The 26,849-nt window shown below is 48.8% G+C and carries 16 protein-coding genes and 5 pseudogenes; 6 read left to right on the plus strand and 15 right to left on the minus strand.

The genetic code is table 11. The features are described 5' to 3' along the window. Positions 1 to 3: 3 nt before the first annotated feature. The 5 genes and pseudogenes from NST29_RS12760 to NST29_RS12780 form a co-directional block, all read right to left on the minus strand. Positions 4 to 786, minus strand: coding sequence for an SDR family oxidoreductase (locus NST29_RS12760; protein WP_033022295.1), 783 nt, complete (start codon positions 784 to 786; stop codon positions 4 to 6). A gap of 56 nt (positions 787 to 842) precedes the next feature. Then, positions 843 to 2,054, minus strand: coding sequence for an acyl-CoA dehydrogenase (locus tag NST29_RS12765; RefSeq protein ID WP_033022047.1), 1,212 nt, complete (start codon positions 2,052 to 2,054; stop codon positions 843 to 845). Positions 2,055 to 2,418: 364 nt separating this feature from the next. After that, positions 2,419 to 3,285: an NAD(P)-dependent oxidoreductase gene (locus tag NST29_RS12770; protein ID WP_033022046.1), complete on the minus strand. Its 867-nt coding sequence runs from the start codon at positions 3,283 to 3,285 to the stop codon at positions 2,419 to 2,421. Positions 3,286 to 3,414: 129 nt separating this feature from the next. Then, positions 3,415 to 4,200, minus strand: a complete 786-nt coding sequence (locus tag NST29_RS12775; RefSeq protein WP_324697014.1) for an SDR family oxidoreductase — start codon at positions 4,198 to 4,200, stop codon at positions 3,415 to 3,417. A gap of 341 nt (positions 4,201 to 4,541) precedes the next feature. Further along, a pseudogene (locus NST29_RS12780) lies at positions 4,542 to 5,686 on the minus strand (IS701 family transposase). A gap of 262 nt (positions 5,687 to 5,948) precedes the next feature. On the opposite strand from NST29_RS12780, the gene NST29_RS12785 reads away from it, so the two are divergent. The 3 genes from NST29_RS12785 to NST29_RS12795 all read left to right on the plus strand — a co-directional run bounded on the left by NST29_RS12785 (position 5,949) and on the right by NST29_RS12795 (position 9,325). Further along, positions 5,949 to 7,397, plus strand: a complete 1,449-nt coding sequence (locus tag NST29_RS12785) for an IS66-like element ISGst1 family transposase (RefSeq protein WP_033019592.1) — start codon at positions 5,949 to 5,951, stop codon at positions 7,395 to 7,397. Positions 7,398 to 7,980: 583 nt separating this feature from the next. After that, complete coding sequence (locus NST29_RS12790; RefSeq protein ID WP_061912686.1) at positions 7,981 to 8,682, plus strand: YqcI/YcgG family protein; 702 nt, start codon at positions 7,981 to 7,983, stop codon at positions 8,680 to 8,682. 4 nt (positions 8,683 to 8,686) lie between these two features. Beyond that, positions 8,687 to 9,325 (plus strand): LysE family transporter, encoded by a 639-nt coding sequence (locus NST29_RS12795; RefSeq protein ID WP_033843416.1) that lies wholly within the window; start codon positions 8,687 to 8,689, stop codon positions 9,323 to 9,325. A gap of 53 nt (positions 9,326 to 9,378) precedes the next feature. Here the strand turns inward: NST29_RS12795 and NST29_RS12800 are convergent. The 3 genes and pseudogenes from NST29_RS12800 to NST29_RS12810 all read right to left on the minus strand — a co-directional run. After that, a pseudogene (locus NST29_RS12800) lies at positions 9,379 to 9,874 on the minus strand (transposase); the annotation flags it as partial. A gap of 343 nt (positions 9,875 to 10,217) precedes the next feature. Beyond that, positions 10,218 to 11,459 (minus strand): MFS transporter, encoded by a 1,242-nt coding sequence (locus tag NST29_RS12805; protein ID WP_081897192.1) that lies wholly within the window; start codon positions 11,457 to 11,459, stop codon positions 10,218 to 10,220. Positions 11,460 to 11,518: 59 nt separating this feature from the next. Then, positions 11,519 to 12,397 (minus strand): annotated as a pseudogene (locus tag NST29_RS12810) (IS982 family transposase). A gap of 258 nt (positions 12,398 to 12,655) precedes the next feature. Here NST29_RS12810 and NST29_RS12815 point away from each other — a divergent pair. Continuing rightward, positions 12,656 to 13,295, plus strand: a pseudogene (locus tag NST29_RS12815) (LysE family transporter). 190 nt (positions 13,296 to 13,485) lie between these two features. On the opposite strand, the pseudogene NST29_RS12820 reads toward NST29_RS12815, so the two are convergent. Further along, positions 13,486 to 13,997, minus strand: a pseudogene (locus NST29_RS12820) (transposase); the annotation flags it as partial. Between the two features lie 71 nt (positions 13,998 to 14,068). On the opposite strand from NST29_RS12820, the gene NST29_RS12825 reads away from it, so the two are divergent. Together NST29_RS12825 and NST29_RS12830 are read left to right on the plus strand one after the other, a co-directional pair. Continuing rightward, complete coding sequence (locus tag NST29_RS12825; RefSeq protein WP_033017698.1) at positions 14,069 to 14,818, plus strand: DUF6426 family protein; 750 nt, start codon at positions 14,069 to 14,071, stop codon at positions 14,816 to 14,818. Positions 14,819 to 15,056: 238 nt separating this feature from the next. Further along, positions 15,057 to 15,305, plus strand: a complete 249-nt coding sequence (locus tag NST29_RS12830; RefSeq protein WP_033017696.1) for a hypothetical protein — start codon at positions 15,057 to 15,059, stop codon at positions 15,303 to 15,305. Positions 15,306 to 15,509: 204 nt separating this feature from the next. On the opposite strand, the gene odhB is transcribed toward NST29_RS12830, so the two are convergent. From odhB to ptsG, 6 genes are all read right to left on the minus strand, one after another. Further along, on the minus strand, positions 15,510 to 16,784 hold the full coding sequence (odhB, locus tag NST29_RS12835; RefSeq protein ID WP_033017694.1) for a 2-oxoglutarate dehydrogenase complex dihydrolipoyllysine-residue succinyltransferase: 1,275 nt from the start codon (positions 16,782 to 16,784) through the stop codon (positions 15,510 to 15,512). Between the two features lie 31 nt (positions 16,785 to 16,815). Next, entirely contained in the window at positions 16,816 to 19,668 is a 2,853-nt protein-coding gene (locus NST29_RS12840) for a 2-oxoglutarate dehydrogenase E1 component (RefSeq protein WP_339232222.1), read from the minus strand. 603 nt (positions 19,669 to 20,271) lie between these two features. Then, the gene (locus NST29_RS12845; RefSeq protein ID WP_339232224.1) at positions 20,272 to 22,248 is read right to left on the minus strand and encodes a methyl-accepting chemotaxis protein; all 1,977 of its coding nucleotides are present in this window, start codon (positions 22,246 to 22,248) and stop codon (positions 20,272 to 20,274) included. A 182-nt stretch (positions 22,249 to 22,430) separates the two neighbouring features. Next, positions 22,431 to 24,152: a phosphoenolpyruvate--protein phosphotransferase gene (gene ptsP / locus NST29_RS12850; RefSeq protein WP_033017689.1), complete on the minus strand. Its 1,722-nt coding sequence runs from the start codon at positions 24,150 to 24,152 to the stop codon at positions 22,431 to 22,433. Continuing rightward, on the minus strand, positions 24,152 to 24,418 hold the full coding sequence (locus NST29_RS12855) for a phosphocarrier protein HPr (protein WP_033017686.1): 267 nt from the start codon (positions 24,416 to 24,418) through the stop codon (positions 24,152 to 24,154). The genes ptsP and NST29_RS12855 overlap by 1 nt, the downstream gene beginning before the upstream one ends. A 115-nt stretch (positions 24,419 to 24,533) precedes the next feature. Beyond that, positions 24,534 to 26,549, minus strand: a complete 2,016-nt coding sequence (gene ptsG / locus NST29_RS12860; RefSeq protein WP_033017685.1) for a glucose-specific PTS transporter subunit IIBC — start codon at positions 26,547 to 26,549, stop codon at positions 24,534 to 24,536. Positions 26,550 to 26,849: the final 300 nt, after the last annotated feature.

The raw sequence follows: 26,849 nt of genomic DNA on the forward strand, positions 1-26,849 counted from the left end.
GGATTACATTCCAGCAGCATGGCTGCCGCCATCAACGACAAGAAGCGCGCCGGTGACAAACGCGGAAGCCGGAGAAGCCAAGAACAGCACCGCGCCTTTTAAGTCATCGTCGCCGCCGAAACGGCCGAGCGGCGTATGCTCGAGCACTTTTTGGCCGACATGCTGAAGGACGACTTGGGACATTTTCGTCGGGAAAAAGCCCGGCGCTACCGCGTTGACGCGAATGCCGTGTTTTCCCCATTTGGCGGCCAAATCTTTCGTAAACGTAATGACCGCCCCTTTGCTCGTGTTGTAGCCGATCGTATTCAAAATGTCCGGATGCGTGCCGCCAAGACCGGCGACCGACGCGATATTGACAATGGCGCCGCCCGTTTGTTTGGCGATCATCACCTTGCCGACCGCCTGGCTCATCAAAAATGTGCCGGTGATGTTGACGTTGAGCACCTTCTGCCATGCCTCAAGCGGCATTTCCTCGACCGGCGCCCCCCACGTCGCCCCGCTGTTGTTGACTAAAATGTCGATGCCGCCGAACTCGTTGACGGTCGTTTCCACAACATGTTTGACGTCCTCCGGATTCGTCACATCGCACCGCAATGCGAGCGAACGGACGCCGAGCTGTTCGAGCTTTTCTTTCACCTGCTCGCACGCCTCAACCTTGCGCGAGCAGACGACGACGTTCGCTCCGGCTTCAGCGAGGCCGATGGCGATTTGCTCACCGAGCCCGCGCCCACCGCCCGTCACGATGGCGGTTTTTCCTTCGATTTTGAATAAATCCAGCACATGCATAAGCTCCTCCGATTTTGAATAAATCCAGCACATGCATAAGCTCCTCTTCCTCTCCCTTATGGTTGGTATTGCCGCAATTCAAGCTTCGCCACTTGCTCTTTGTGCACTTCGTCCGGCCCGTCAGCCAAACGAAGCGTGCGCGAGTTCGCCCACATGGCGGCAAGCGGAAAATCGTTGCTCACCCCGGCGGCGCCAAACGCCTGAATGGCGCGGTCGATGACGTTGAGCGCGACATTGGGCGCGACCACTTTGATCATCGCAATTTCTTTGCGCGCCACTTTATTGCCGACCGTATCCATCATGTACGCCGCCTTGAGCGTCAACAGGCGCGCCTGCTCGATCTCGATGCGCGACTGGGCGATCCACTCGCGGATGACGCCGTGCTCGGCGAGCGGTTTGCCGAACGCCACCCGCGACTGCACGCGGCGGCACATCAGTTCAAGCGCCCGCTCCGCCGCCCCAATCAAGCGCATGCAATGGTGGATCCGCCCCGGACCGAGCCGGCCTTGGGCGATGGCGAACCCTTTTCCTTCGCCCCAAATGATGTTTTCCTTCGGCACGCGCACATGGTCATACGTAATCTCCGCATGCCCGTGCGGCGCATGGTCAAAGCCGAACACCGGCAGCATCCGCTCGATTTTCACGCCCGGCGTATCAAGCGGAACGATGATCATCGACTGCTGTTCATGTTTTGGCGCATCGGGGTTCGTCTTTCCCATGACGATGGCGACTTTGCAGCGCGGGTCGCCGGCCCCGGATGACCACCATTTCCGTCCGGTGATGACATACTCATCGCCATCGCGAACGATCGAAGCGCGAATGTTCGTCGCATCGCTCGACGCCACATCCGGCTCCGTCATCGAAAAGCACGAGCGGATTTCTCCGTTCAAGAGCGGGATGAGCCACTTTTTCTTTTGCTCCTCGGTGCCGTAGCGGACGAGCACTTCCATGTTGCCGGTATCGGGCGCATTGCAGTTGAACACTTCCGGGGCGATGAGCGAGCGACCCATGATTTCGCAAAGCGGCGCGTACTCGACATTCGTTAATCCCGCGCCGTATTCGCTGTCTGGCAAAAACAAATTCCAAAGCCCTTCTTTTTTCGCCTTTTCCTTCAATTCTTCGATGATCGGCGGCACGCCGGCCCATCTCGACTCTTGGGCGTTCAGCTGCTCCTCATACACCTTCTCGTTCGGATAAATGTACTCTTCCATGAAAGCGCTTAATTTTTTGATCAACTCTTTCACTTTGGGCGAATAGGAAAAGTCCATCTGCTCCCCTCCTTTTATACTAACCGGTTGGTATGTCCTCTTACTACTACTATACCTTACCAAGAAACAATATTCAATATTTTTTGACGAATAATCACTGCACTCTCCGTCGGTCTGAACGGCTTTTCCCACGCCACGCCGGCCTTCTAGCAGGACCGGGATTGAATCGAACATCCCGCTTCCGAGCATCGTTTCCCTCATCGAAAAACCTCGTAGCATCCGGTTTTCGTTTTCACCCGTTTGCTCATGGACGGGGAAAAACCGCTGGTGTTCACCAGCTTGCTAGCGGCCAAACAGCAGCAAGCCCTAGCATTCGTCGCGCCTTAGGGGCAACGGACGCTAGGGCAGCCCAAAACGCGCGCCATCATTCTGACGCGTACCGTTTGTACAACGCCTGCGTGCCGCTGTTTTCCTCGCCGGCTTGTGCCAGCTCCTCGTAAAGCCGCTTCGCAAGCGCTAAGCCCGGCAGCGGCAAGTTCATCCGCTCCGCTTCTTCAAGGGCAATGTTCATATCTTTGAGGAAATGCTTCACGTAAAATCCGGGGGCAAAATCGCCAGCGAGCATGCGCGGCGCCAAGTTGCTCAGCGACCAGCTGCCGGCCGCCCCTTTAGCGATACTTTCAAGCACTTTGAATGGATCAAGACCAGCCCGCTTGGCATAGGCGATCGCCTCGCACACCCCGATCATGTTCGTGGCAATGGCGATTTGGTTGCACATTTTCGTGTGTTGGCCAGCTCCCGCTTTCCCTTGCAAAATGATGTTAGTTCCGAGCCGCTCAAGGATCGGCTTGCACGCCAAAAACACGTCTTCGTCACCGCCGACCATAATCGTCAACGTTCCTTCGCGCGCGCCGATGTCGCCGCCGGACACCGGCGCGTCCAACGCATGAATGCCTTTTCGCTTCGCCGCTTCGTAAATCGATTGCGCCAGCGTCGGCGTCGATGTGGTCATATCGATGACGTATGTTCCCTGACGTGCGTTTTCCAAAATGCCGGCCTCACCGAAATACACTTGCTCAACATCACGCGGATAGCCGACCATCGTCATCACGACATCCGCCTCCCGGGCCAAATCAGCGACCGTTTCCTTCCATGCCGCCCCCTCTGCCAGCAAATCGTTTGCCTTTTCTTTCGTTCGCGTATAGACGAGAAGGGGATAGCCTGCTTTTAGCAAGTGGCGCGCCATGCTTTTCCCCATCACACCAAGTCCGATAAACCCGATTGTTTTCATGTTGTTTCTCCCCTCCGATCCGCTTTGGCGGGTGTTGGTCAAGGGCGAGTCTAGCTTCTCCACCTATCCCCATGCTCAATGGGATCGTGCAGATTTCATGACCGTTTTGACGCTACCGATCCGCTCGGCTTAGATGGCCTTCACCATGCCCCCATCGACAATGAGCGCCTGCCCGGTAACATACGAGTTCGCCTCTGACAGCAAGAAAACGACGATGTTGGCAAACTCTTCGGGAGTTCCGTAGCGACCGAGCGGAATGGCGCTTTTCATGCGCGCTTCCATCTCTTCTTTCGTAATGCCTAATTTTTCGGCGTTCACCTTGTCCAAAAAGGCGACCCGTTCCGTCGCGATTCGCCCTGGGGCCACCGTATTGATCAAAATGCCATCTCGGGCCAGCTCCCCAGCCAACGTTTTCGTCAGCCCGACGATGCCGGTGCGGAACGTGTTGGATAAAATCAAGCCCGGAATCGGCTCTTTGATCGATGAGGAGGCGATGTTGACAATTTTTCCGCCCTTTTTCTTTAAATAAGGAAGCGCTTCGCGAATGAGCCGAATATAGCTCAATAAATTGAGCTCGAACGCATATTGCCAGTCTTCGTCGCTCACCGTTTCAAACGTCCCCGCGGGGGGACCGCCGGCGTTATTGACGAGCAAATCGATCGTCCCAAACGTCTCCACTGTTTTGGCGACCAGCTGGCGAATCTCGTCCGCTTTCGTCACATCGGTGCGCACGTAAGCGACGCGCCCCTTATGTAACCCGTTCAGCTCCTCAGCAACCTGCTGCAGTTTTTCTTCGCTTCGGCTCGTGATCATCACGTTCGCCCCTTCGAGCACAAGCGCCCGGGCGATCGCCTTGCCGAGCCCTTGGCTTGAGGCGGCAACCAACGCCGTTTTTCCCGCCAATCCGAGTTCCATCGTCATCCCCCCAAAAAAATCATCGCAAGTCATAATATTCGCGGCTATGCTCGATTTTCCTTCTTTCGCCCCGCGAAAAAGCGGTCACGACTCCATACTCGTGAAATGAAGAATGGTCTTTGCGCCTCACCAAGAATATTGCATCCTTTCTGGCGAACGTTCTGCGTCGCTGTAGATGGGCAACTAAACGACCATAGACAAAGACCATTAGACAAACATCGTTTCCTCATTTAATTCTCCCCCTTGCTCCTGTATAAACACTTGAAAAGCAATATCAGGCTGTAGATGAGCATTTTTTATTACAATCATTTCCATTCTCTGAGAGACAAACAGGGTACCCCTTAGGCGACATGGAGCGGTTTTTTGATCACATCAATGGGAATCTCTTGCTTCGCGGCATCGTAGATGAACTCGACGATGCTGTGTCCTTTTCGAGACCGAAGAAGCTCCAGGCCGGAAGAGAGGTCTTGTTGAGATTCCGCGATGCTGTATACGCAGGCGAACAGCACCACGGCCCAATACCGTTTCACCGCCCGAACGTGGCGAACACGGTCCCACCTGACTTCAGCTGGCCTTTGGCCTGCCGGAAAACGCATTCGATCGTCCAGCGCTGGGTATCGTAACGCAAGATGTCTTCGTCACTCAGCTCCCGGTCGGTGCTCAAGACGACATGGAGATGATCCGGCGTCATCCGTTGATCCGCCTTCCAAGCCAGCAGCACCACCGCATCCTCGAGGCCATGGATTGCTCCCTCGTAGCGATACACGCGGTAACGCTCGTTCCCCACCGTGACGAGGCAGGTGTCGTTGAACTCAATATAGCGGGCAAACTCCTTCGCTTGGATGGCGATGCCTTTCGGGTAGAGAATCCGGTTCGTCTTGAGCATGGCGATGGCATGGAATCCTTGTTTCACGCAGGCTTCGATGAGCGCTTGGGACGGATACTAGGAATCCATGAGCACATACACCGGCTGAGCCCGCTTCCCCTTGAGCGAAGAAAGCCTCTCGATCGCTAGGTCGATCTTGCTTCTTCCCGCCGTCTTGTCATACAGACGAAAGGCGAACGGAAACGCTTGGGTGAAGGTGTGCACCATCAGCCAAACAAGCGAATGCCCCCAGACCCATTGATGATCGCTGTGAGAGAAATGCCAGTCACACCCTTGGATGGCATGGACAGCCCGTGACGAAGGCTTCGTTTTTTGGCAAATGGGATCATCAATCGAAACAAAAAGGGATTCATTCTCCTGTTTGGCCAGGCGTTCGATCTGGCGAAGGATCCATTCTTGCAGCTTCTCAAGCAGTTTTTCCTCGTTCCAAGGGCTTTTCGTAAAAAAGTGGCTCAATGTCGTTCGATGATTCGGGTGAAAACTCCAGTACCGGACATCCGTCAATGTCCCCGAACATCCCTTGGTAGTTAAGGCGTCGACAAGGTGAACGAGAGGCTTGATGACCGGCTTCGAGAAATCAAGCGCCAATCCCAGCATCATGAAAAACTTGTGGATTCCTTGATGATGTGCTCATCGATTCATGAGACATGAACCTCCTTGTGTGAACGGATTTGAGCACATCTATTTTACTCAAGGAGCTGGGTTCATGTCTCCTTTTTGGTTTAGTTGTCAATTTGTGTTAGCAAATTTGCTTATCTACAGTAAAATGAGGTAACTATTCAGCCACATCATAAAGTGAGCTGAATATTTTTTGCTTTTCCTGTCCATGATGTGAATATTGATAGACAAGGAGGTGAATCGCATGTTGACGGTACAACAAGCTGTATTTACAGTTGAAAGCTTAATCAGCAAAGCCCAACAACAAAAGCAGCTCATTACTCACCAACAACAAGTCATTGAGCAACTGTTGAAAGAAAACAAACAGCTACGCAAAGAAAATGAACAACTGAAGTACCGTGTTCAAGAGCTGGAAGCACGCACGAAAAAAAACAGCTCCAATAGCCATTTGCCCCCATCTTCTGACCGTTTTGAGAAAAAGCGTTCCTCCCGCGAGCCGTCTGGCAAAAAGCTTGGTGGGCAAGAGGGACATGAGGGGAAGACGCTCCGTCAAGTGGAACATCCACATCATCGTGTCGTCCACCGTGTGCATACGTGTCAAGGATGTGGAGCTTCTTTGCGTGAAGTCAAACCGTTCAAAGTCGATATCCGTCAAGTGTTTGATGTCCCTCCTGTGGCGATCGAGGTGACACAACATGAACGTGAAGTGAAATCGTGTCCACATTGTCGATGCGTGCAACAAGCCGAATTCCCATCCCATGTCACGAATCATGTGCAATACGGTCCACGGCTCACGGCGCTCGTTGTTTATTTACATCATATCCAATTGATCCCGTACAAGCGTTTAAGTGATACAATCGAAGCGTTATATCAACACTCGATTAGTACGGGAACTCTTGCCAATATGGTGAAACGAGGACGCGAATCGTTGGAATCCAATATGGACATCATCGAAGACGCCTTACTTGAATCCAACATCCTGCATGTCGATGAAACGAGTTTGCGCATCAATGGGAAACTCGCATGGGTGCATGTCGCGTGTACATCGAGATATACATACTTGGCTCCTCACGCTTCTCGTGGAAAAAAAGCGACCGATGATATCGGGATTCTTCCCCGATATGAAGGGACGATGATGCACGATGCGTTCGGTACGTATCCGAAATACACACATGCCACCCATGCCCTTTGTCATGCCCACCATTTGCGTGAGTTAAAAGGATTCATCGAACAGGGGCATACGTGGGCGATGCGCATGACCACGTTTCTGTTAGCCGCCAAGCAAGCCGTCGAAGCCCATCACGGTGCACTTTCCGAAGAAGAAGCGAGACGGTGGGAACGAGTGTATGATCGCATCCTAGAAAGAGCACAACACCGATTAGAAACGATGACGCCTCTTCCGAAAAAAGCACTCGCTTTTGTTCGACGCCTTCAAAAACGAAAGGAAGAAGCGCTGCGTTTCTTACGTGAAGTACATGTTCCCTTTGATAACAACCAAGCCGAACGCGATCTTCGCATGGTCAAAGTCAAAGAGAACATTTCGGGTACGTTTCGCGAAGAAACATTCGCGCAGTCGTTTTGCATCGCAAGAAGCATCGTTTCCACACTGACGAAACACGAAAAAAACGTGTGGGATTCGTTATGTCTTCTGTTGGCAGGCGAAACGATCGATCGAGTTCTTTCCGCTACCTAGGGCATTTTCTATGACCGAAATGCCCTATTTGTGCTGGGCTTTTTTATACACTAGCACTGGGGTGAATAGTTACAAAATGAGTTTATTGTTGACAAAATCTATTAAAAATAATATAATTTTCAATGAAAAATCAAAAAAATAGATCTTAACCAAAAGTTTTACTTGACTGTTTCAAAACATGCCTTTCCCTCTTTGTCTCTTAGGGCATGGAAATTAATGTGATGAAAAATGCTCATCTACAGTATATAGTAAGTTGAAATTTTGTTTTACATCCGCTGATTCCTCTCATATCAACTTGCACTTAGATGAAACCCGCAACGAAAAATCGGAAATTCTTTATTGCAACTTATATAGTATTTACTTTTAAACTTATATTAATTTTGGGAGGATATAATTTATGTTGGCCAAAACTGAAATAATTTTAGAAGGCTGGTGAAAAACAGCTGTTTCCCCTGCTCAATGGATGAACATGTGAAAAAAAGTACTGATGCTACAAAGTTTTTCTATTTGAGAAATGATGCCGGGAAGCCCCATGTTCCCTTAAATCACCAGCCCCTTAGATCAACATGAAATAAAAAGGAGAATGGAGGAAGGGAGATTAAAAGATTGGGAGTTAGAATGCTATCTGAATTTTAGGAATAATATCCTAGATAAGGAACATCCTTACCCATGTTATTTTGCAGTAGAAGCTGAGAAAAAGGGACTATCCAGATATATTTTTGTACAATCAACATCCGATGAAAATGAACTCTTAAGGTTAAGAGATGGTTTGTATGAATACATTAAGACATATAGAAATATTGGAAAACGCACAACTTTAGTCGCATTTTTTAAACCACCGACAGAAAAAGTGTATGCAGAATACTACAAAAAACAATTTTGGAAAGTGTTACAGTTTTTAATGGATCATGATCTTGAACCTTGGTGTACAGATATCCCTGAAGATCCAAACCATCCTAAGTGGGAGTATTGTTTTGGGGGAGAACCTATTTTTGTTGTCTGCAGAGCTCCTATTTATCATGCAAGAAAAAGCAGATACACAGCTAATGGGCTTGAAATTACTTTCCAACCGAGAGGTACACTTGATGATATTACTGGGGATACTCCAAAAGGTCAACAAGTAAGAGAAATTATTAGATCCAGATTAAAACAATACGATGCAATTCCTCCTCATCCAGATATAGGCGATTATGGAGACCACCATAAAAGAGAATGGAAACAATATATATTACCTGATATCAATGAAGAAAGTTTAATGAGATGTCCATTAAAAAGGAGAGATTAAATAGATGCTAAATGGTTTTTTTGCTTCGATTCTTCTCGGCTTATCTTTATCCATTCCTATTGGGCCTATTAATGTAGAAATGGTGAAGCGGGGAATAAAATATGGGTTTTTTCATTCATGGGTTGTTGGATTGGGAGGAATGTCAGCGGATATTGTCCTAATGTTTGCAATCTTTTTTGGTTTAGCCGCTTTTTTAACCAAGTCCGTTGTACAGCTTATCATGTGGCTCTCTGGTTTCTTTATTTTATGTTATTTGGGTTACGACAGCATAAGGGAAGCATTTAAAAAAATTGAAATAAGTGGGGAGGTTAACAAAGAAGGTTTGTTCAAATCATATCTTTCAGGATTCTCCATTGCTATATCGAATCCACTCAATATTGTCTTTTGGGTTAGCATCTATGGATCGGTATTAGCTATGGAATTGAACTCTGTGGAAAAGTATCAGGCACTTGCTAAAAGTAGCGCCATATTTTTGGGTATCGCATTATGGGATTTGACAGTAGCACTATCTGTACATTTCGGAAGAAAAATGATAAGTGAAAAGTGGTTAAAATGGCTATCAGTCGCAGCAGGAATCACATTAATTGGCTTTGGTATAAGCTTTGCATATAAAGCATTTCAAACATTTTTACATATGGTTTGATGTAAATGAAGAGAGGTATTCGCCACGCACCCCCGCTGGGCCTGCTTCCCCTTGAGCGAAGAAAGCCTCTCGATCGCTAGGTCGATCTTGCTTCTTCCCGCCGTCTTGTCATACAGACGAAAGGCGAACGGAAACGCTTGGGTGAAGGTGTGCACCATCAGCCAAACAAGCGAATGCCCCCAGACCCATTGATGATCGCTGTGAGAGAAATGCCAGTCACACCCTTGGATGGCATGGACAGCCCGTGACGAAGGCTTCGTTTTTTGGCAAATCGTATCATCCATCGAAACAAAAAGGGGTTGATTCTCCCGTTTGGCGATTCGCTGGATGCGCTGAAGGATCCATGGCTGGAGTTTGCGAAGCAACGTCTCTTCATCCCAAGGGCTTTTCGTAAAAAAATGGCTGAGCGTCGTTCGATGGTTGGGATGAAAACTCCAGTGATGGACATCGGTCAACGTTCCCGAACATCCCTTGGTACAGGGCATCGACAAGATGAACGAGAGGCTTGATGACCGGCTTCGAGAAGTAAAGCGCCAACCCAAACGTCATGAAAAATGGGTGGATTCCGTGATGATGTGCTCATCGGTTCCTAAGACATGAACCTCCTTGTGGGTAGTTTGAGCACATCTATTTTACTCAAGGAGCTGGGTTCATGTCTCCTTTTTTGTTTGGTTGTCAATTTATGTTAGCGAATTTGCTCATCTACAGGTTCTTGTTTAATCACTTTACATTCTGGCAATCCTAGTGGTATCGAAAGCACTTACGAGACCTCCTTCATGTTGATTTCACCGCTAACATTATTGCCAGGATCTCGTCAGTGCTTTCTCTTTTTTGTCACTAAATCACAAAATTTGGTGATGAACCTAAAAAACTAAGCAGATATCATATCTGCTTAGTCGGAAAAAAGATGTCTATATTCAAGTGCATCCGTTATAGGCAAATTTCTTAATGTAGGCATTACTAACCAATATATAGAAACGAATACCATGGCAATACTGCCAAAAATAAAGATAATCCAACTGCCAATAAAAGGAGCCATTGTGCCTCCAGTTAAAGATCCTAATGGTGCAGCAATAGATATTGCCCCCACAATAAAAGAGAAAACCCTTCCTAGTAAATCACTAGGTACAATTTTCTGCAGAGAAGAGAGGAACAAGACATTTGTTATTCCTATTGCTACATAACTTCCTCCAAACAAAATAACAGAAAGTAAATGAATATTGGTAATACCTGACAAAAACCAACTTAATCCTGAACAGAAAAATCCGATAATGGTTACCTTACCTAAAGGAAATTGACTAAAAAACGAACTAATTGTAGACCCTATCAATAACCCAAAAGACATTGCCGCCAAATACCATCCATAAATATCACTTCCCCCACGATAAACAGCGTATTCCGGTAATATGGCTGATACAGCCCCGATGATAAAATTTGCTAAAATTGCAGCTAACAAAAATTTTGGGATCAATGAACCTTTTATAAACTGATATCCGTTTTTCAAATCCGCTTTATAGTTTTCCCACTTATCTTTTAAAGAAAAGTCCCTTTCCAAATCCTTCTCTTCTAAATCTGTTTTCGGTATTTTTATGTAAAAAAACAAAAGCATGGCTATAAAAAATGTTACTGAACCTAACATATAAACAAACACAGTTCCGATAAGTGCAATAATCGCTCCAGATATTCCTAATAAAATAACATCGAGTAGTTGATAGGTTGCATTCATTATTGAATTAGCTTTTGTTAAATATTTTTCTTCGACAATCGTTGGCAATATGGCTGCATGTGTCGGATAGACAAATTGCTGAATGATAGATGCAATCGGATTAATAATCAGGACGAGCCAAACAGAAAGTACTCCCAAAAAGTGAGCAAGGGGAATTACTAGTAACAATATCGCTTGAATCATTTGCGTGTAAATAAGTATGGACTTGTATCTTTCTTGCTTAATCAATGGACCAACGAAAAATTGGAGGATTAATGGCGCCATCGTTAAAAAGCCGCTCAAACCAGTATAGAAACTATTTTGCGTTAAATCATAAATCAACCACATCGATGCGACTGCATATAAACTATCCCCTATATTCGTAAAAATTCTTCCGGAAACCAAGAATGCGAAATTTTTATTCCACACACTATCCCTCCTTAATATCACTAAAAATATAATCACTAACCCGTGGTGCTAGTTGAGCGTTAGAACTCAACTAGCCCGAGTGTGGCCAGCGAATAGGCTAACCATATACCATCGAGCGCTACTTCAAATCCGATCACGGAATTCGCTCGAATCTCTGTGATCCGGTATTGGTCAACCAGAACCGAGAACACCGTCTCGATCACTTTGCGTTTTTGTTGAATCCACTTCTCCCATGCCCCGAACGGGCGATGGTTCTGGTTTTTTCGAGACGGAGTCCAAAGCGCCATTGGGTATGCTTCGTACAGCTTTTTTTGTCACTCACGGCTAATGAACCCCTTGTCCCAGAGGTGATAGGGATGAGGAATTGGAGTCATCACGCTTTCAGCGGCGATCCGATCATGGCAGGACGCTTCCGTCACCACATAGCCCATAGGCAACCCTTGATCGGTCACTTGAAGGTGCAGTTTCCAGCCGTCGTACCATTGCTTTTTGGAAGCGCCATACCCGATGTCGGCGATTCCTTGAACCCGTTTGACACGATGCCTTCTTGCGGCATGGCACAAAGGAAGCGGCAAGCTGTCGACGACGGCATAGGCATGATGTTGGCCGCGTTTTGCTTATGACGGCGGATCCATTTGATGGCAAAGCGCAGTGCTCGACAACGACGGTTGTATCGGGAACGTTCAAGAAACTGCCTGTTTGTGAACCAATTTCCGGTGACAAAGCGATGCCATGCCCGTTTGGAAGAAAAACCAAGCAGTTTCCCCAAAATGTGAATCGCTATGATCACGCTATCTTCTTGCTTGACCAAATGGCGGTTGCGGCGTTGAAGATGCGTCTGAATCAATGACAGCTGGGCAGAAACAAAAAAGAAAATGGCGGCATATTGTTTTTGAATCTTAGCTCGATCTGTAGTAATAATGAAAGTGCTCTTGCATGGGGATTCTCCTTTCGAATGCTGGATCGCACGTTCATTCTACAGGAGATTCGCAGGCAAGGGCTATTTTTCTGCTTGATCAAGTTCATCTAGCACCACGGGTATAATCACTAAACATACTTTAACGAAAAAAACTTTTTATTGCAATAGATTAATCACAACTATTCAAACTTATTTTTATTATTGACAAATACAGAAAATCAGATAAAATAATTAATTAATGAATAACTTTTACCGTGTAAAAGGAGAGATTAAATAGATGCTAAATGGTTTTTTTGCTTCGATTCTTCTCGGCTTATCTTTATCCATTCCTATCGGCCCTATTAATGTAGAAATGGTGAAGCAGGGAATAAAATATGGGTTTTTTCATTCATGGGTTGTTGGATTGGGAGGAATGTCAGCGGATATTGTACTAATGTTTGCAATCTTTTTTGGTTTAGCCGCTTTTTTAACCAAGTCCGTTGTACAGCTTATCATGTGGCTCTCTGGTTTCTTTATTTTATGTTATTTGGGTTACGACAGCATAAGGGAAGCATTTAAAAAAATTGAAATAAGTGGGGAGGTTAACAAAGAAGGTTTGTTCAAAATCATATCTTTCAGGATTCTCCATTGCTATATCGAATCCACTCAATATTGTCTTTTGGGTTAGCATCTATGGATCGGTATTAGCTATGGAATTGAACTCTGTGGAAAAGTATCAGGCACTTGCTAAAAGTAGTGCCATATTTTTGGGTATCGCATTATGGGATTTGACAGTAGCACTATCTGTACATTTCGGAAGAAAAATGATAAGTGAAAAGTGGTTAAAATGGCTATCAGTCGCAGCAGGAATCACATTAATTGGCTTTGGTATAAGCTTTGCATATAAAGCATTTCAAACATTTTTACATATGGTTTGATGTAAATGAAGAGAGGTATTCGCCACGCACCCCCGCTGGGCCTGCTTCCCCTTGAGCGAAGAAAGCATCTCGATCGCCAGCTAGGTTGATCTAGCTTCTTTCCGTTTTTGTTTGATTGTCAATTTGTGTTAGTAAATTTGCTTTTGCTCATCTGCAGTTAATTATAATAATCCTTGTCACTAGTTGAATGTCAGCGCTCAACCATTCCTTGTATGGCTAGGGAATACGCCAGCAAGATGCCATCAAGAACCACCTCAAATCCAGTCACAGAATTCGCCTGAATGTCGATGATCTCGTGTTGTTCTAGAAGAATCGAAAACACCATTTCAACACCTTTGCGTTTTTTCGAATCGATTCTTTCCATGCCTTGGATGCGCCATGCTTTTGCTTGTGTCAAAGACATGGCTTGTCGTACAGCTTTTCGCAAAACGAGCAGCTGATGCACCCTTTGTCTCCAAAGTTGTAGAGAGGAGGGAGATTTGAGTTATCACCATTTCAACCGCTTTGGGACGCTTCCGTCACGACATAGCCTATGAACACTCTTAACCTCCGTCATTTGAAGATGCAACTTGAAACCGTAGCACCACTGCTTTTTAGAAACACAATAATCCATATCTGCAATCCCTCGAAATTGCTTGCCGTGCTACATTTCCGCTGGAGGCACAATGGAAGAGGCAAACTGTCAACGACAGCATAGGTATTTTTAGAGACAGACAATCGTTCGATTGCGTTCTTTGATTGTTTTGATAACTACAATAGGAGGAGTAACAATAATGATAAAAAATACCTTAGGAAATCTCACAAAATTATTTTTTGTTTTTTCGTTAGCTTTTAGTCTGTTGTTGGTGGAGAGTAGCATCATCGCTTCCGCTGAAGAAGAGACTTCAAATACAGAGTGTTCATTGAACAACAAGGCAAATGTGACATTAAATGGGTTTTTAGATAGAACCAAAGAATCGAAAGTAGTTGTATCTCAAAACGGGAATAAAGTAGTTGAAATAACAGACCCAGAAGTTCTTAAACGATTAGAAACTTCTGTTCCTGCACCAAACGGGAAAAAACTAGTTGGGGTTTCGATCGCATACACTCAAACACAAGAATTGTCCCTTTCAAATGACCGTTCTGTAGTGACTCCGCAATTAGGAACTGGTTATTATCTAAAAAACATTACTACTAGTGAGGCATGCGGAATAGAAATAATAAGACAATCTACCTTTAAAGGACCATCAACAGCTACCATGTCTGTAAAACAAGGTGTTTCTGCCACATGGTCATCGAACACAAATATAAGCGCTGAAACAGTTTCAGCAACGTTGGGATTTAATGTGACAAAATCTTATGAAGTTACAGACACCTATCAAATTCGAGTTCCAGCGGGAAAAACCTATACCATTATTGCTAGACCGTATTACAAAGTTTATAATTTTGATGTTTGGTACGACCCCCTTATTGGATGGGATTCTAAAGTAGGATATGGATATGCAGCTAAACCTGTAGGGGTGTGCTTTTATTACTATGAGTAATGTTCTGTTATCAGTAAGAATACAGAAGCAAGTTTTCCCATGAAACTTGCTTCTGTTTTTGTTCTTCATCTAAGACTCAAGAAAAACAATGGGATTCGCCTGATTGGTGATCAATCACAAAGAACGAAGTTATGGTGTTGCAAGGTTTTTCAATTTTTGAGACACTGGTAGAGAGTAGCATTTGTAAATCACCAGCCTTCTAGCATAAACGGCCGTTAAAAAGGAGGTATACAAAAATATGTTCAAAGACCCTAGCAGGATGAAGTTTGTTTCACTCATTCTTTCTCTCATTGGATTGTTGCTCATGTTAAACAGCCCTGAATTGGGGAGTCGGCTTGCATCATCATGGGTTCGATCGATGGGCGGCTCTGTCGACTCTCAAGAATACTTGCAAATGCTAAAGGAATATATAAGCACATATAAGACGCTCGGGGGGATTTTGTTGTTTGTAGGCTTGTTTTCTTTTCTTAACCATCGCCACCCGTAACGTCGTGTTTGTTCGTGCATCGAGAAACCTGCTTTTGTGCACGTTGGCACCTTTCCAATATAAGCGGCGGCGCAGGATGATGGCAAGTATCTCTTCTCTTATTTTGAATATGTTTCCACAAGAAAAGGTGAAAATTCCCCAACCGGCCCCAGCCAGCGAAAAAGAAGGAGCCCGCACATCGCAGGCTCCTCTTTTCCTTCCTAATCAGCTTTCCAGCAGCAAGTCTTCCGGATTTTCGATCAAATCTTTCACCGTTTTTAAGAACCCAACCGCTTCCTTGCCGTCAATGATGCGATGATCGTACGACAGGGCGACGTACATCATCGGCCGGTTTTCGATCCGTTCCTCATCGATGGCGACCGGACGCAGTTTGATGGAATGCATCCCTAAAATGCCAACTTGCGGGCCATTTAAGAGCGGGGTCGATAAAAGCGAGCCGAACACGCCGCCGTTTGTGATCGTAAACGTGCCGCCTTGCAAATCGGCAAGCGACAGCTTGTTGCTACGCGCTTTCGCCGCCAGCTCGGCGATATCGCGCTCGATTTCGGCGAAGTTTTTCCGGTCGCAGTCACGCACGACCGGAACGACAAGCCCTTCGTCGGTCGACACGGCAACGCCGATATCATAATATTTTTTCAGCAAAATTTCATCGCCTTGAATTTCGGCATTGACATACGGATATTTTTTCAGCGCTGCCACGGCTGCTTTGACGAAAAACGACATGAAGCCGAGGCGCACGTCATGCTCTTCGAAAAATTTGTCTTTTTTCCGTTTGCGCAGCTCGATGACGGCGGACATATCAATTTCGTTAAACGTCGTCAACATCGCCGTCGTTTGCGTCACTTCGAGCAGCCGTTTGGCGATCGTTTGCCGACGGCGCGACATTTTTTCGCGGATAACCGGCTTGCCGCTTTCCGGAGTTGGCGTCGAAACGGATGGCGCCGTCGGAGCCGGTTGCGGCGCCGCTTGCGGCACGGCGGCCGACTGAGCGGCAAACGAAGCGACATCTTGCTTGCGGACGCGCCCAAGCGGATCAACGGTCGGCACTTGCGTCAAATCAATGCCTTTTTCGCGCGCCATTTTCCGCGCCGCCGGCGAAGCGATCGGGCGCTGTCCTGGCGCTTGGGCGACAGCGGCCGGCTGCGGCTGCGGCGCCTGTTGGTCCGCGCGGGCGTCCGGCATGGCCGGCTCCGTTTCAGCGGCCGGCTGCGATGCCGCTTGCGGGGCGGCCGCTGGGGCTGCTGCTCCTTCACCAATAACGGCGATCGCTTGGCCGACGGCGACCGTGTCGCCTTCATTTGCCAACAGCTGCTGCAAAACGCCCGACTCTTCAGCCATGATTTCAACGTTCACTTTATCCGTTTCCAACTCGCAAATCGACTCGCCTTTTTCCACGTAGTCGCCCGGCTTTTTCAACCATTGAGCGATGGTGCCTTCGGTGATGGACTCTGCTAGTTCCGGGACTTTGATTTCAGCCACGTTGATGCCCTCCTCAAACGTTCCATAATCATCATTCGTGTTTCGTTAATGCACAGCGGATAATGCGCTCCTGCTCTTTCCGGTGAACGACCGGATCACCTTCCGCCGGGCTCGCGCGCCGGCGCCGTCCGATGTAGCCGACATCGACGCCAGCGGGCGCCAAAGCCCGCAAGCGCGGTTCCATGTACGTCCAAGCGCCCATATTTTTCGGCTCTTCTTGCACCCAGACGATCTCTTTCACGTTCGGATAGCGGGCGATGATGCCTTTCAACGCTTCTTCCGGGAACGGGTACAGCTCCTCGATGCGCACGATGTGCAGCCAATCTAGCCCTTCCATTTTGTTCAACTGCTCCGCCAAATCGATCATCAGTTTGCCGGTGCCGAATACGATTCGCTCCACTTTGCCGGCGTTCGTCCCTAGCCCCGGCTGCTCAAGCACTGGAGAGAACGAGCCGTTCACGAACGCATCGGCATCCGATGAAGCCAGCGGGTGACGAAGCAGGCTCTTCGGCGTCATGATGATGAGCGGACGCACCTCTTCTTTTTGCAACAGTGCCGCTTGCCGGCGCAAAATATGGAAATATTGCGCCGAAGTAGACAAGTTGGCGACCGTCCAGTTGTTTTCCGCGGCCAGCTGCAAAAACCGCTCGACGCGCCCGCTTGAATGCTCCGGTCCTTGCCCTTCGTAGCCGTGCGGCAAAAGCATGACAAGCCCGGACTTTTGCCCCCATTTCGCCCGTCCTGATGAGATAAACTGGTCGAACATCACCTGCGCCATGTTGGCAAAATCGCCAAACTGCGCTTCCCAAAGCACGAGCGTCTCCGGCGCGTAGACGTTATAGCCGTATTCATAGCCGAGCACGGCCGCTTCTGTCAACGGGCTGTTGTACACGACAAACGAAGCTTTCGCGCCGCTGATGTGATGAAGCGGAACATACTCTTTGCCCGTTTTCACATCGTGCAGCACCAAATGGCGCTGGGCAAACGTGCCGCGCTGCGAATCTTGGCCGGTCAAGCGGATCGGCACGCCGTCTTGCAAAATCGTGGCAAACGCCAACGTTTCCGCGTGCGCCCAGTCGATGTTGCCATTTTCGGCAAAGACGCCGCTGCGCCGTTTGAGAATGCGCTCCAGCTTGGTAAACACATGAAAGTCGGCCGGGAACTGGAGCAGCTCCTCGTTGATGCGATGAAGCACGTCTTTCGCCACACCTGTTTTCACTTCCGGCAGCCGATCGACGACCGGTTTCGGCGGATCCATAATGAAATCGAGCTCATCTTCGTTTTTCGGCACTCGCTCATAAGCGATTTTCAGCCGTTCGGCGACCTCGTGCTCCATTTCTTCCACTTCTTGCTCCGTCAAAATCCCTTTTTCAACCAATTTTTGGGCATACCATTGACGCACGGTCGGATGTTGGTTGATGAGTTGATACATCGTCGGATTCGTCGCCATCGGCTCATCCATTTCGTTATGGCCGAAGCGACGATAGCCAATCAAATCGATGACAACGTCTTTCTTAAACCGCTGGCGGTACGCAAACGCCAAGCACGCCGCCGCCAAACAGGCCTCTGGATCGTCGGCGTTGACGTGCACCACCGGCACTTCGAACCCTTTCGCCATATCGGACGCATACGTCGTCGAGCGCGAGTCATGGCTTTCCGTTGTAAAGCCGATCATGTTGTTGGCGATGATATGGATCGTCCCTCCGGTCGTATAGCCGCGCAGCTGGCTGAGGTTGAACGTCTCAGCCACAATGCCTTGCCCCGGAAACGCCGCATCGCCGTGAATCAAAATGGCAAATGACGCGTCCGTATTTTGCGCCGGCACGCCTGGGTTCGCCCGATCTTCCTGAGCGGCGCGCGTGTAGCCGAGCACAACGGGATTGACGACCTCAAGATGGCTTGGATTGTTGGCGAGCGTGATCCGCATCGTATGGGCGTTTTGATTGCGCAAACGGCGGGCAGCTCCCAAGTGATACTTGACGTCGCCCGTCCAGCCATAAGTGATGGAAACGGCTCCTTCTGACGGGATAAAGTTTTTGCTTTCCGCATGCTGGAATTCAGCGAAAATCATTTCGTACGGCTTGCCAAGCACATGGGCAAGCACGTTCAGCCGGCCGCGGTGCGCCATGCCGATGTTGACCGCGTCGACTTCATGCTCGATCGCTTGGCGAACCAACTCGTCCAATAGCGGCACCATGGCGTCCAAGCCTTCAATGGAAAACCGTTTTTGCCCGACAAACGTCCGATGGATGAACTTTTCAAATCCTTCCACTTCCGTCAGACGGCGCAACAAAGCGACCCGCTCTTTGTTCGCCAAGCTCGGGTAGTACGCTCCGGATTCTATTTGCTGGATGAGCCAGTTCCGTTCTTCTAGATTATGTACTTGCGAGAATTCAAAGGCGATTTTATCGGTATAGATTTTGCGCAAGTGCAAGATGGCGTCCCAGCCGTTTTTGACATGCGCCGGGGCATGCGGGCAAAGAAACGCAACCGGAATGCGCTTCAAATCGTCTTCGGTTAAATCATACTCCTCCAGCTCTAAACGGCGCAACGTTTTCTCCTCTTTGACGAGCGGATTCGTGTCCGCTGCCAAGTGACCGTAATGGCGGATGTTGTCCGCCAGCTTGACGGCGGCGACAAGCTTGCTGAATACGGTCGGTGTTTCCGGCAGCCGGAACGTTTGATGCGTTTTCGTTGCTTCCTCCGCTTCGGAAGAAACCGGTTCTTCCAACAGCGGCGCCCCCCACTGTTCAAACAGCTGCTTCAGTTCTGGGTCGACGCTGTTCGGGTCATCGAGGTACTGTTCGTACATTTCGATGACGTAACCGAGGTTCGGCCCGTAAAACTGGCTCCACGGTTGAGCATAGTTGGTCTGATTTGCCATCGTGAAAAAACCTCCAACTTGTTTTCATATCCCTCGGGTCAAGCTAACAGCAGTTAGCAAGACGCCGCACTCCCATTTGGCTACCATTATTCCCGAATGAACGGCAAATTAACGACAATAAACGTTTTCACTGTTTATTTTAACACTATTGCCCGTTAAAATCGACGCAGAAACTTAAAAAAATTCAACTCATTATCATTGTTGGAATAGTGAGAATCAACAAAATATAATGTCAGCACTAATGATTTCCTCGACGTCATTATGACCGTATTTGTGAGAATCAGTAAAATATAATGTCAGCACCCCATAAAAAAGCGAAAATGGGGCAGTGAAGTGGCTGACAAACCAATCGCGTTTGTATCATCGCGGGTAAGAACATGGTAAAAGTGAGCGACTTCCCTCGGTCGTGACATGAACGTTGCGGAAAACGAACTTGATGTTGCAACGTTTTTCAGCCTAAGACATAAAGCTAAAAAACCGATATGCCTTTTTCACCCTTCCTCCTCGCTCAAGAGTCTGTCCCATCTATGTTACTGCCCCCCTTAATCAACAGACAGGTAAGGCCTGTCCGCTGAAAAGGGGGGCATTCAAACCAAGGTAACGTTATGCAAGTTTGAATTTTTCTACCAACTGTTTTAATTGGCGACTCATTTCGCTTAATGCCTCAGCCGATTCTGTCACTGTTGCCAGCGCCTGCAGTTGATCGTCAGCTGAAGCAGCTACTTCCTCGGCCGCGGCGGCAGACTGCTGAGCAATAGCAGCAATATTTTGCATAGCATGGATGACATCGTCTTTGCTTTCATTCATTCGTTTCGCTTCTTCCATCACATTCGTAAGAGCATTGGCTAACTGCTCCATCATCTGAGTAATTTTTACAAACGAATCACCAGTAATATGAACAGCTTCCCGTTGCTCATGATAAGCTTGTTTTGAACGGTTTACTGCCTCAATAGCCAATCCGGCTTGCTGTTGGATAGCAACAATTGTTCCACGAATCATTTCCGTCGCCTTGGCCGATTGTTCTGCTAATTTGCGCACTTCATCGGCAACCACGGCAAACCCTTTGCCATGCTCTCCAGCGCGAGCCGCCTCGATGCTGGCGTTTAATGCCAATAAGTTCGTTTGTCCAGAAATAGCTGTAATTGTTTGAATGACTTCATCGATCTCAGCCATCTTTTTCACTAAATCATCAATGACGTGTTCCACCGATTCCAGTTCGTTTTTCGCTTCTTCAGATTTTGTTTGCAATTGATTTAAATGCTCCAGCCCTTCATAGCTTACCGTCTTCGTTTCAGAGGACAACGATTCCATGCTTGATGTCGCTGTGGTCACCGATTCAATTTGTTGTGACAATGATGATGTCCGTTCGTTCATTGTATCGAGACTCTCTGCTTGTTCGCTTGTTCCTTTGGCGATCTCACCAATAGCATTTGTGACTTGTTCACTCGTGGACATCGTCTCTTCAGCTACAGAGCTAAAATGATCAGCCGAGGCAGAAAGCTCTTGGACCGAACGGTTCACTTCTCCTATTAATTCCCTCATGTGCTCAATCATTTTATTAAAATAGCGAGCCAAATCACCAATTTCGTCTTTTGACTCAATGTTCACATGGGCAGTCAAATCGCCTTCAGCTGCTTTTTCCACTTGTGCTTGTAACGCGGCAATCGGCCGAGTAATAGAGCGAGCCAAGAAGTACACGGCTGTCGATGAAACGATCAAGGCGATAATTGTAATGATAATCATATGTGTTCCAAGTTCATTGCTCATTGCCAATAAGTATTTTTGTTTATATACGACTCCTACTTTCCATCCTAATTCGGGAATCGTGGTAAAATACACGATTCGTTCTTCGCCTTCACGTTGAAATTGGCGCGAACCACTGACATGTTCAAGCATATATTGAACTTCTCGATCATTGGCCATATTTTTTCCTTTGAATTCCGGATGGACGACTGCAACTCCTTTTTTGTCAAATAGTACCGGATAACCTTTGTAGCCAACGTCGGTAGCGCGCACGATCTTTTCCACGGAATCCAGTGACATATCGATGCCGATCACACCCATTGTGTGTCCATTCTCACTGACAGCTTTGGCTAAAGTTACGACATATTTTCCTGTAATGGCATCAATGTATGGCTCCGTCCATACGACTTCATCAGGACGTTTTACAGCTTCTTTGTACCATACCCGAGTAGTTGGATCATAGCCCTTTGGGAATTGTGCATAGGGCGTCACGTAAATACGTTTTTGCTCTGTTCCCATATAAATGTATTGCACGCTTCGATTGAGCTGCAAGAAAGTTTGAAACTGCTTTTGCAATTCTCCCCATTGTTTCTCGTTATGCAACATCTCCATGGCGGAAGGGGAATGCGCGAGCTGCACTAACCCATTTTCCTCACTCTGAAAACTAAGATGTATATCCCTTAGTAAACTCTCAATGGCGGATTGTGCGCGCTGTTTTGCATCCGCATTGACCATGGAGCGCATTTGCATCACTCCGACAAGCTGGGTGACTGCCAACGAGAGAACTAATAAAGTTACCATTAAGACAATGAGTTTGCTTCGCAATGTTCGAAACACAGTCTATTTCTCCCCTCTATTTCCTCTTTTTGTCGAACTACGTTTCATTATAGAAGGACAATCGTCCCCCGTCTATAGGATTAGCTTCTTATTCATAAATCTTTCCTTGATACTAGGGATCCTTCGTTGCTCGCTGAAAAAAAAAAAAAGCGCGGCGAACACGAATGTCACCGCGCCTTCATTTAGGCGATATGGAACGTTTGTTTGATCAACGCTACCACTTCCTCCGCCGTGCCAAGCGACAGCACCGTCTCTTTGATGCGGGCCGCTTCTTCTTTCGTCAGCTGTTTCAACTGAGCGCGCGCCGGCAAAATCGAAGTGGCGCTCATGCTGAACTCATCGAGGCCAAGGGCGAGCAAAATCGGAATCGCAATCGGGTCGCCGGCCATTTCCCCGCACATGCCAACCCATTTCCCCTCGCGGTGGGCGGCGTCGATGACGTGGCTGATGAGCCGCAAAATCGCCGGATTGTACGGTTGATATAAATACGAAACGCGCTCATTCATCCGGTCGGCGGCCATCGTATATTGGATTAAGTCGTTCGTGCCGATGCTGAAAAAGTCGACTTCTTTCGCGAACTGATCGGCCATCACCGCCGCGGCCGGGATCTCCACCATCATGCCGACTTCAATCCCATCGGCGACCGGCACACCTTGGCGGAGGAGCGCCTCTTTTTCTTCAAGCAAAATCGCTTTCGCTTGGCGGAATTCCTCGAGCGTGGCAATCATCGGGAACATGATTTTCAAGTTGCCATGCACGCTCGCCCGCAGCAAGGCGCGCAGCTGGGTGCGGAACATGTCTTGCATTTCCAAGCAAAGCCGAATCGCCCGGAATCCTAAAAACGGGTTCATTTCTTTTGGCAAGTTTAAATACGGGAGCTCTTTATCGCCGCCGATGTCAAGCGTGCGGACGACGACCGGTTTGCCATTCATTTGTTCAAGCACCGTTTGGTAGGCGGCAACCTGCTCTTCCTCCGTCGGCAGCTCCGAGCGGCCCATGTATAAAAACTCGGTCCGGTACAAGCCGATGCCTTCCGCTCCGTTTGCCAGCGCCCCTTTTACATCGTCCGGCGTGCCGATGTTGGCCGCCAGCTCGACGTGGACGCCGTCGGCCGTCACCGTCGGCTCATCGACGAGTTTCGCCCATTCCGCCTTTTGCGCCTCATAGCGGGCTCGTTTTTCTTCATAATGGGCGAGCCGCTCCGGCGACGGATTGATGACGACCTGTCCATCGAGCCCATCGATGACGACGATATCGCCGTTTTTCACTTCCGCCGTCACCGCCTTCGTGCCGACGACGGCCGGGATTTCGAGCGAGCGGGCCATAATGGCCGAATGCGATGTCCGTCCGCCGATGTCGGTCGCAAACCCCTTGACATATTGCCGGTCGAGCTGCGCCGTATCAGACGGCGTCAAATCTTCGGCGATAATGACGACTTCCTCAGAAATGAGGCTCGGGTTCGAGATCGTGACCCCGAGCAGATGGGCGAGGACGCGTTTCGTGACATCGCGGATGTCGGCGGCCCGCTCCTTCATGTATTCATTGTCCATTCCTTCGAACATGGAAATGAAAAACGAGGCGGTTTCCTCAAGCGCATACTCGGCATTCACTTGTTCGGTTTGAATTTTTTCTTTGATCGGGTTCAACAGTTCCGGATCATCAAGCACAAGCAAATGGGCGGCAAAAATGGCAGCTTTGTCTTCGCCGAGCTTCTCTAACGCGTGCTGCTTGATCGCCTCGAGCTCTTCTTTCGCCTTGGCGACCGCCGCCTCAAGCCGCGCCACTTCCGCCTCGACGTCAGCGATCGTTCGCTTTTCAGCCGCCAAATGAGGGGTTTCTAAGCGGTACGCCTTGGCAATGGCGATACCGCTCGATGCAGCAATCCCATGGATGGTTTTTTCCATTACTGCGCGAGACCCTCTTTCGCCAACGTGTCCGTCAATGCTGCCATCGCTTCTGCTGCATCGGCCCCTTCCGCCGTAATTTTAATCGTTGCCCCTTTCGGAATGCCAAGCGACATCACGCCCATGATCGATTTCAAGTTGACGGTTTTCCCGTTGTATTCAAGTTGGATTTCACTGTTAAATTTGCTCGCCGTTTGCACTAAAACCGTCGCCGGGCGGGCATGAATGCCGGAGTCAGAAATGACTTGAAACGTTTTTTCTGCCATCGTTCATCAATCCCCTTTTCTTTCATCATTATTTTCCTTGCCATCATATCAAATGCTGGAGCGAGGAGGCAACGGAAAACGCTTGTCCTCCCGCCCCAACCGATCAGCCGGCTGTTCAGCCGATTTCCACCACACCGTCTTCTCCTTGAGCGACCGTGCCTTGCTTATGGACGCGCACCGTCTCGCCCGCTTGCAAGTTCGTGAAAATGACCGGCGTCACGATCGATGGCGCGTTCTGCTTCACATAGTCGAGGTCAACGCGCAAAATCGGCTGTCCTTTTGTTACCGCGTCGCCCTCTTTCACGAGCGCTTCAAACCCTTCGCCATTCAGTTTCACGGTGTCAATCCCAAAGTGGATCAACACTTCATGGCCTCCGACGGATTGAATGCCGATCGCGTGCTTGGTCGGGAATACGTTCAAAATTTTCCCGTCCACCGGGGAAACGACAGTGCCCTCCGTTGGCATAACCGCAAAGCCGTCGCCCATCATTTTTTGCGAAAACACCTGATCGGGCACCTCGGACAGCGGGACGATTTCCCCGGCGAGCGGCGAGGCGAGCCGTTCCGCCTGCGCTGCGGCCGGCGCTGCTTTTTTCGCTTCCTCTTTCGCTTTGACCGGCGTTTTTCCTTGCATAATGTCTTGAATCTGTCCTTTTAAGATGTCCGATTTCGGTCCAAAAATCGCCTGCACGTTGTTGCCAACTTCGAGCACCCCGGCGGCGCCGAGCGCTTTCAGCCGCTCCTTATCCACTTGACCGATGTCATGAACCGAGACGCGGAGGCGGGTGATGCACGCATCCAAATGTTCGATGTTTTCTTTCCCGCCTAAAGCGGCCAGCACTTCATACGGCAGATCGCCGGCGGCCGCCTCGGTCTGCGGCGCTTCGTCAACCGTTTTTTCACGTCCCGGCGTCGCCAAATCCCACTTGCGGATGGCAAAGCGGAATCCGAAGTAATAAATGACGGCGAACACCAAGCCAACCGGAATGACAAGCCACCAAGCCGTCCGGTTCGGCAAGACGCCAAACAGCAGGAAGTCAATCACGCCGCCGGAGAACGTCATCCCGATTTTGACGTTCAGCAGGTGCATGATCATAAACGACAAGCCGGCAAAGACGCAGTGAATGGCAAACAGCGCCGGAGCAACGAACAAGAACGAAAATTCAATCGGTTCGGTAATCCCGGTCAAAAACGACGTTAACGCCGCCGACCCCATGATACCAGCCACGACCTTTTTGTTTTCCGGACGCGCTTCATGATAAATGGCGAGCGCCGCTGCCGGAAGACCGAACATCATAAACGGAAACTTCCCGGTCATGAACGTGCCAGCCGTCAGCTTTACTCCGTCTTTCAGCTGCTCGAAAAAGATTTTTTGATCGCCGTGAATGACTTGGCCGGCCTTGTTGACATATTCGCCGAATTCAAACCAAAACGGCGCATAGAAAATATGATGAAGCCCAAACGGGATCAGCGCCCGTTCGATGACGCCGAAAACGAACGCTGCCAGCGGCTTGTTCGCGTCAATCATGTTATGCGAGAAAGCGTTGAGCCCGTGTTGGATCGGCGGCCAAATGAACGTCATCAAAATGCCAAGCACGACCGCCGATGCCGCCGTCACAATCGGCACAAAACGCTTGCCGGCGAAAAAGCCGAGATATTGCGGCAACTCAATATTGAAATACTTGTTGTACATGTACGCCGCCAAAATCCCAACGATGATCCCGCCGAAAACACCCGTTTGCAATGTCGGAATGCCGAGAATGTTGGCATAGGACGGGTCAGATCCGACCATATCGGCGCTGACGCCTAAGATGACGCTCATGGTGACGTTCATGATCAAATAGCCGATGATTGCGGCCAAGCCGGCCACTCCATCTCCTCCGGCCAAGCCGATCGCCACCCCGACGGCGAACAAGAGCGACAAATTCGAGAAAACAATGCCGCCTGCTTGCTCCATCACGTTGGAGACAAGCACAATCCAATCGGCTTTTAAAGCCGGGATTTTATCGGTCAGCGCCGGATTTTTCAAGGCGTTACCAAACGCCAGCAAAATCCCGGCCGCCGGCAAAATGGCCACCGGAAGCATAAGCGCTTTCCCGACTTTTTGCAGCGTGCCAAACGCTCGTTTCATGTGACACCCTCCTTTAGGTTCCTTTTCTTAAGTTTTGCAGCAAACGGCAAATTCATGTACCGAAAATGGCGCGGTGGGCGATCCGCAGCAAAACGGAGCAGCAGAGAGAAAGCGCCTTCGATCTAGGGCGTGGCTTTGCCGGCGCAAAACTAGCCCACCGGCACAGAAACAGCCCTTGAGATCGGCCAGCACAACAAAAAAAGCATGAATAAAGAGCAGCAAAAAAGAACGCTTACAACAGCCAGCAAACGCCAGCTGCTTTCGTCCCTTTTTGCCCTCTTTACTCATGCCTGATCGAAT

Origin of the sequence: Geobacillus sp. FSL W8-0026, assembly GCF_037966255.1 — a bacterium.
In the GTDB taxonomy this organism is placed as follows: Bacteria; Bacillota; Bacilli; order Bacillales; family Anoxybacillaceae; genus Geobacillus; species Geobacillus icigianus.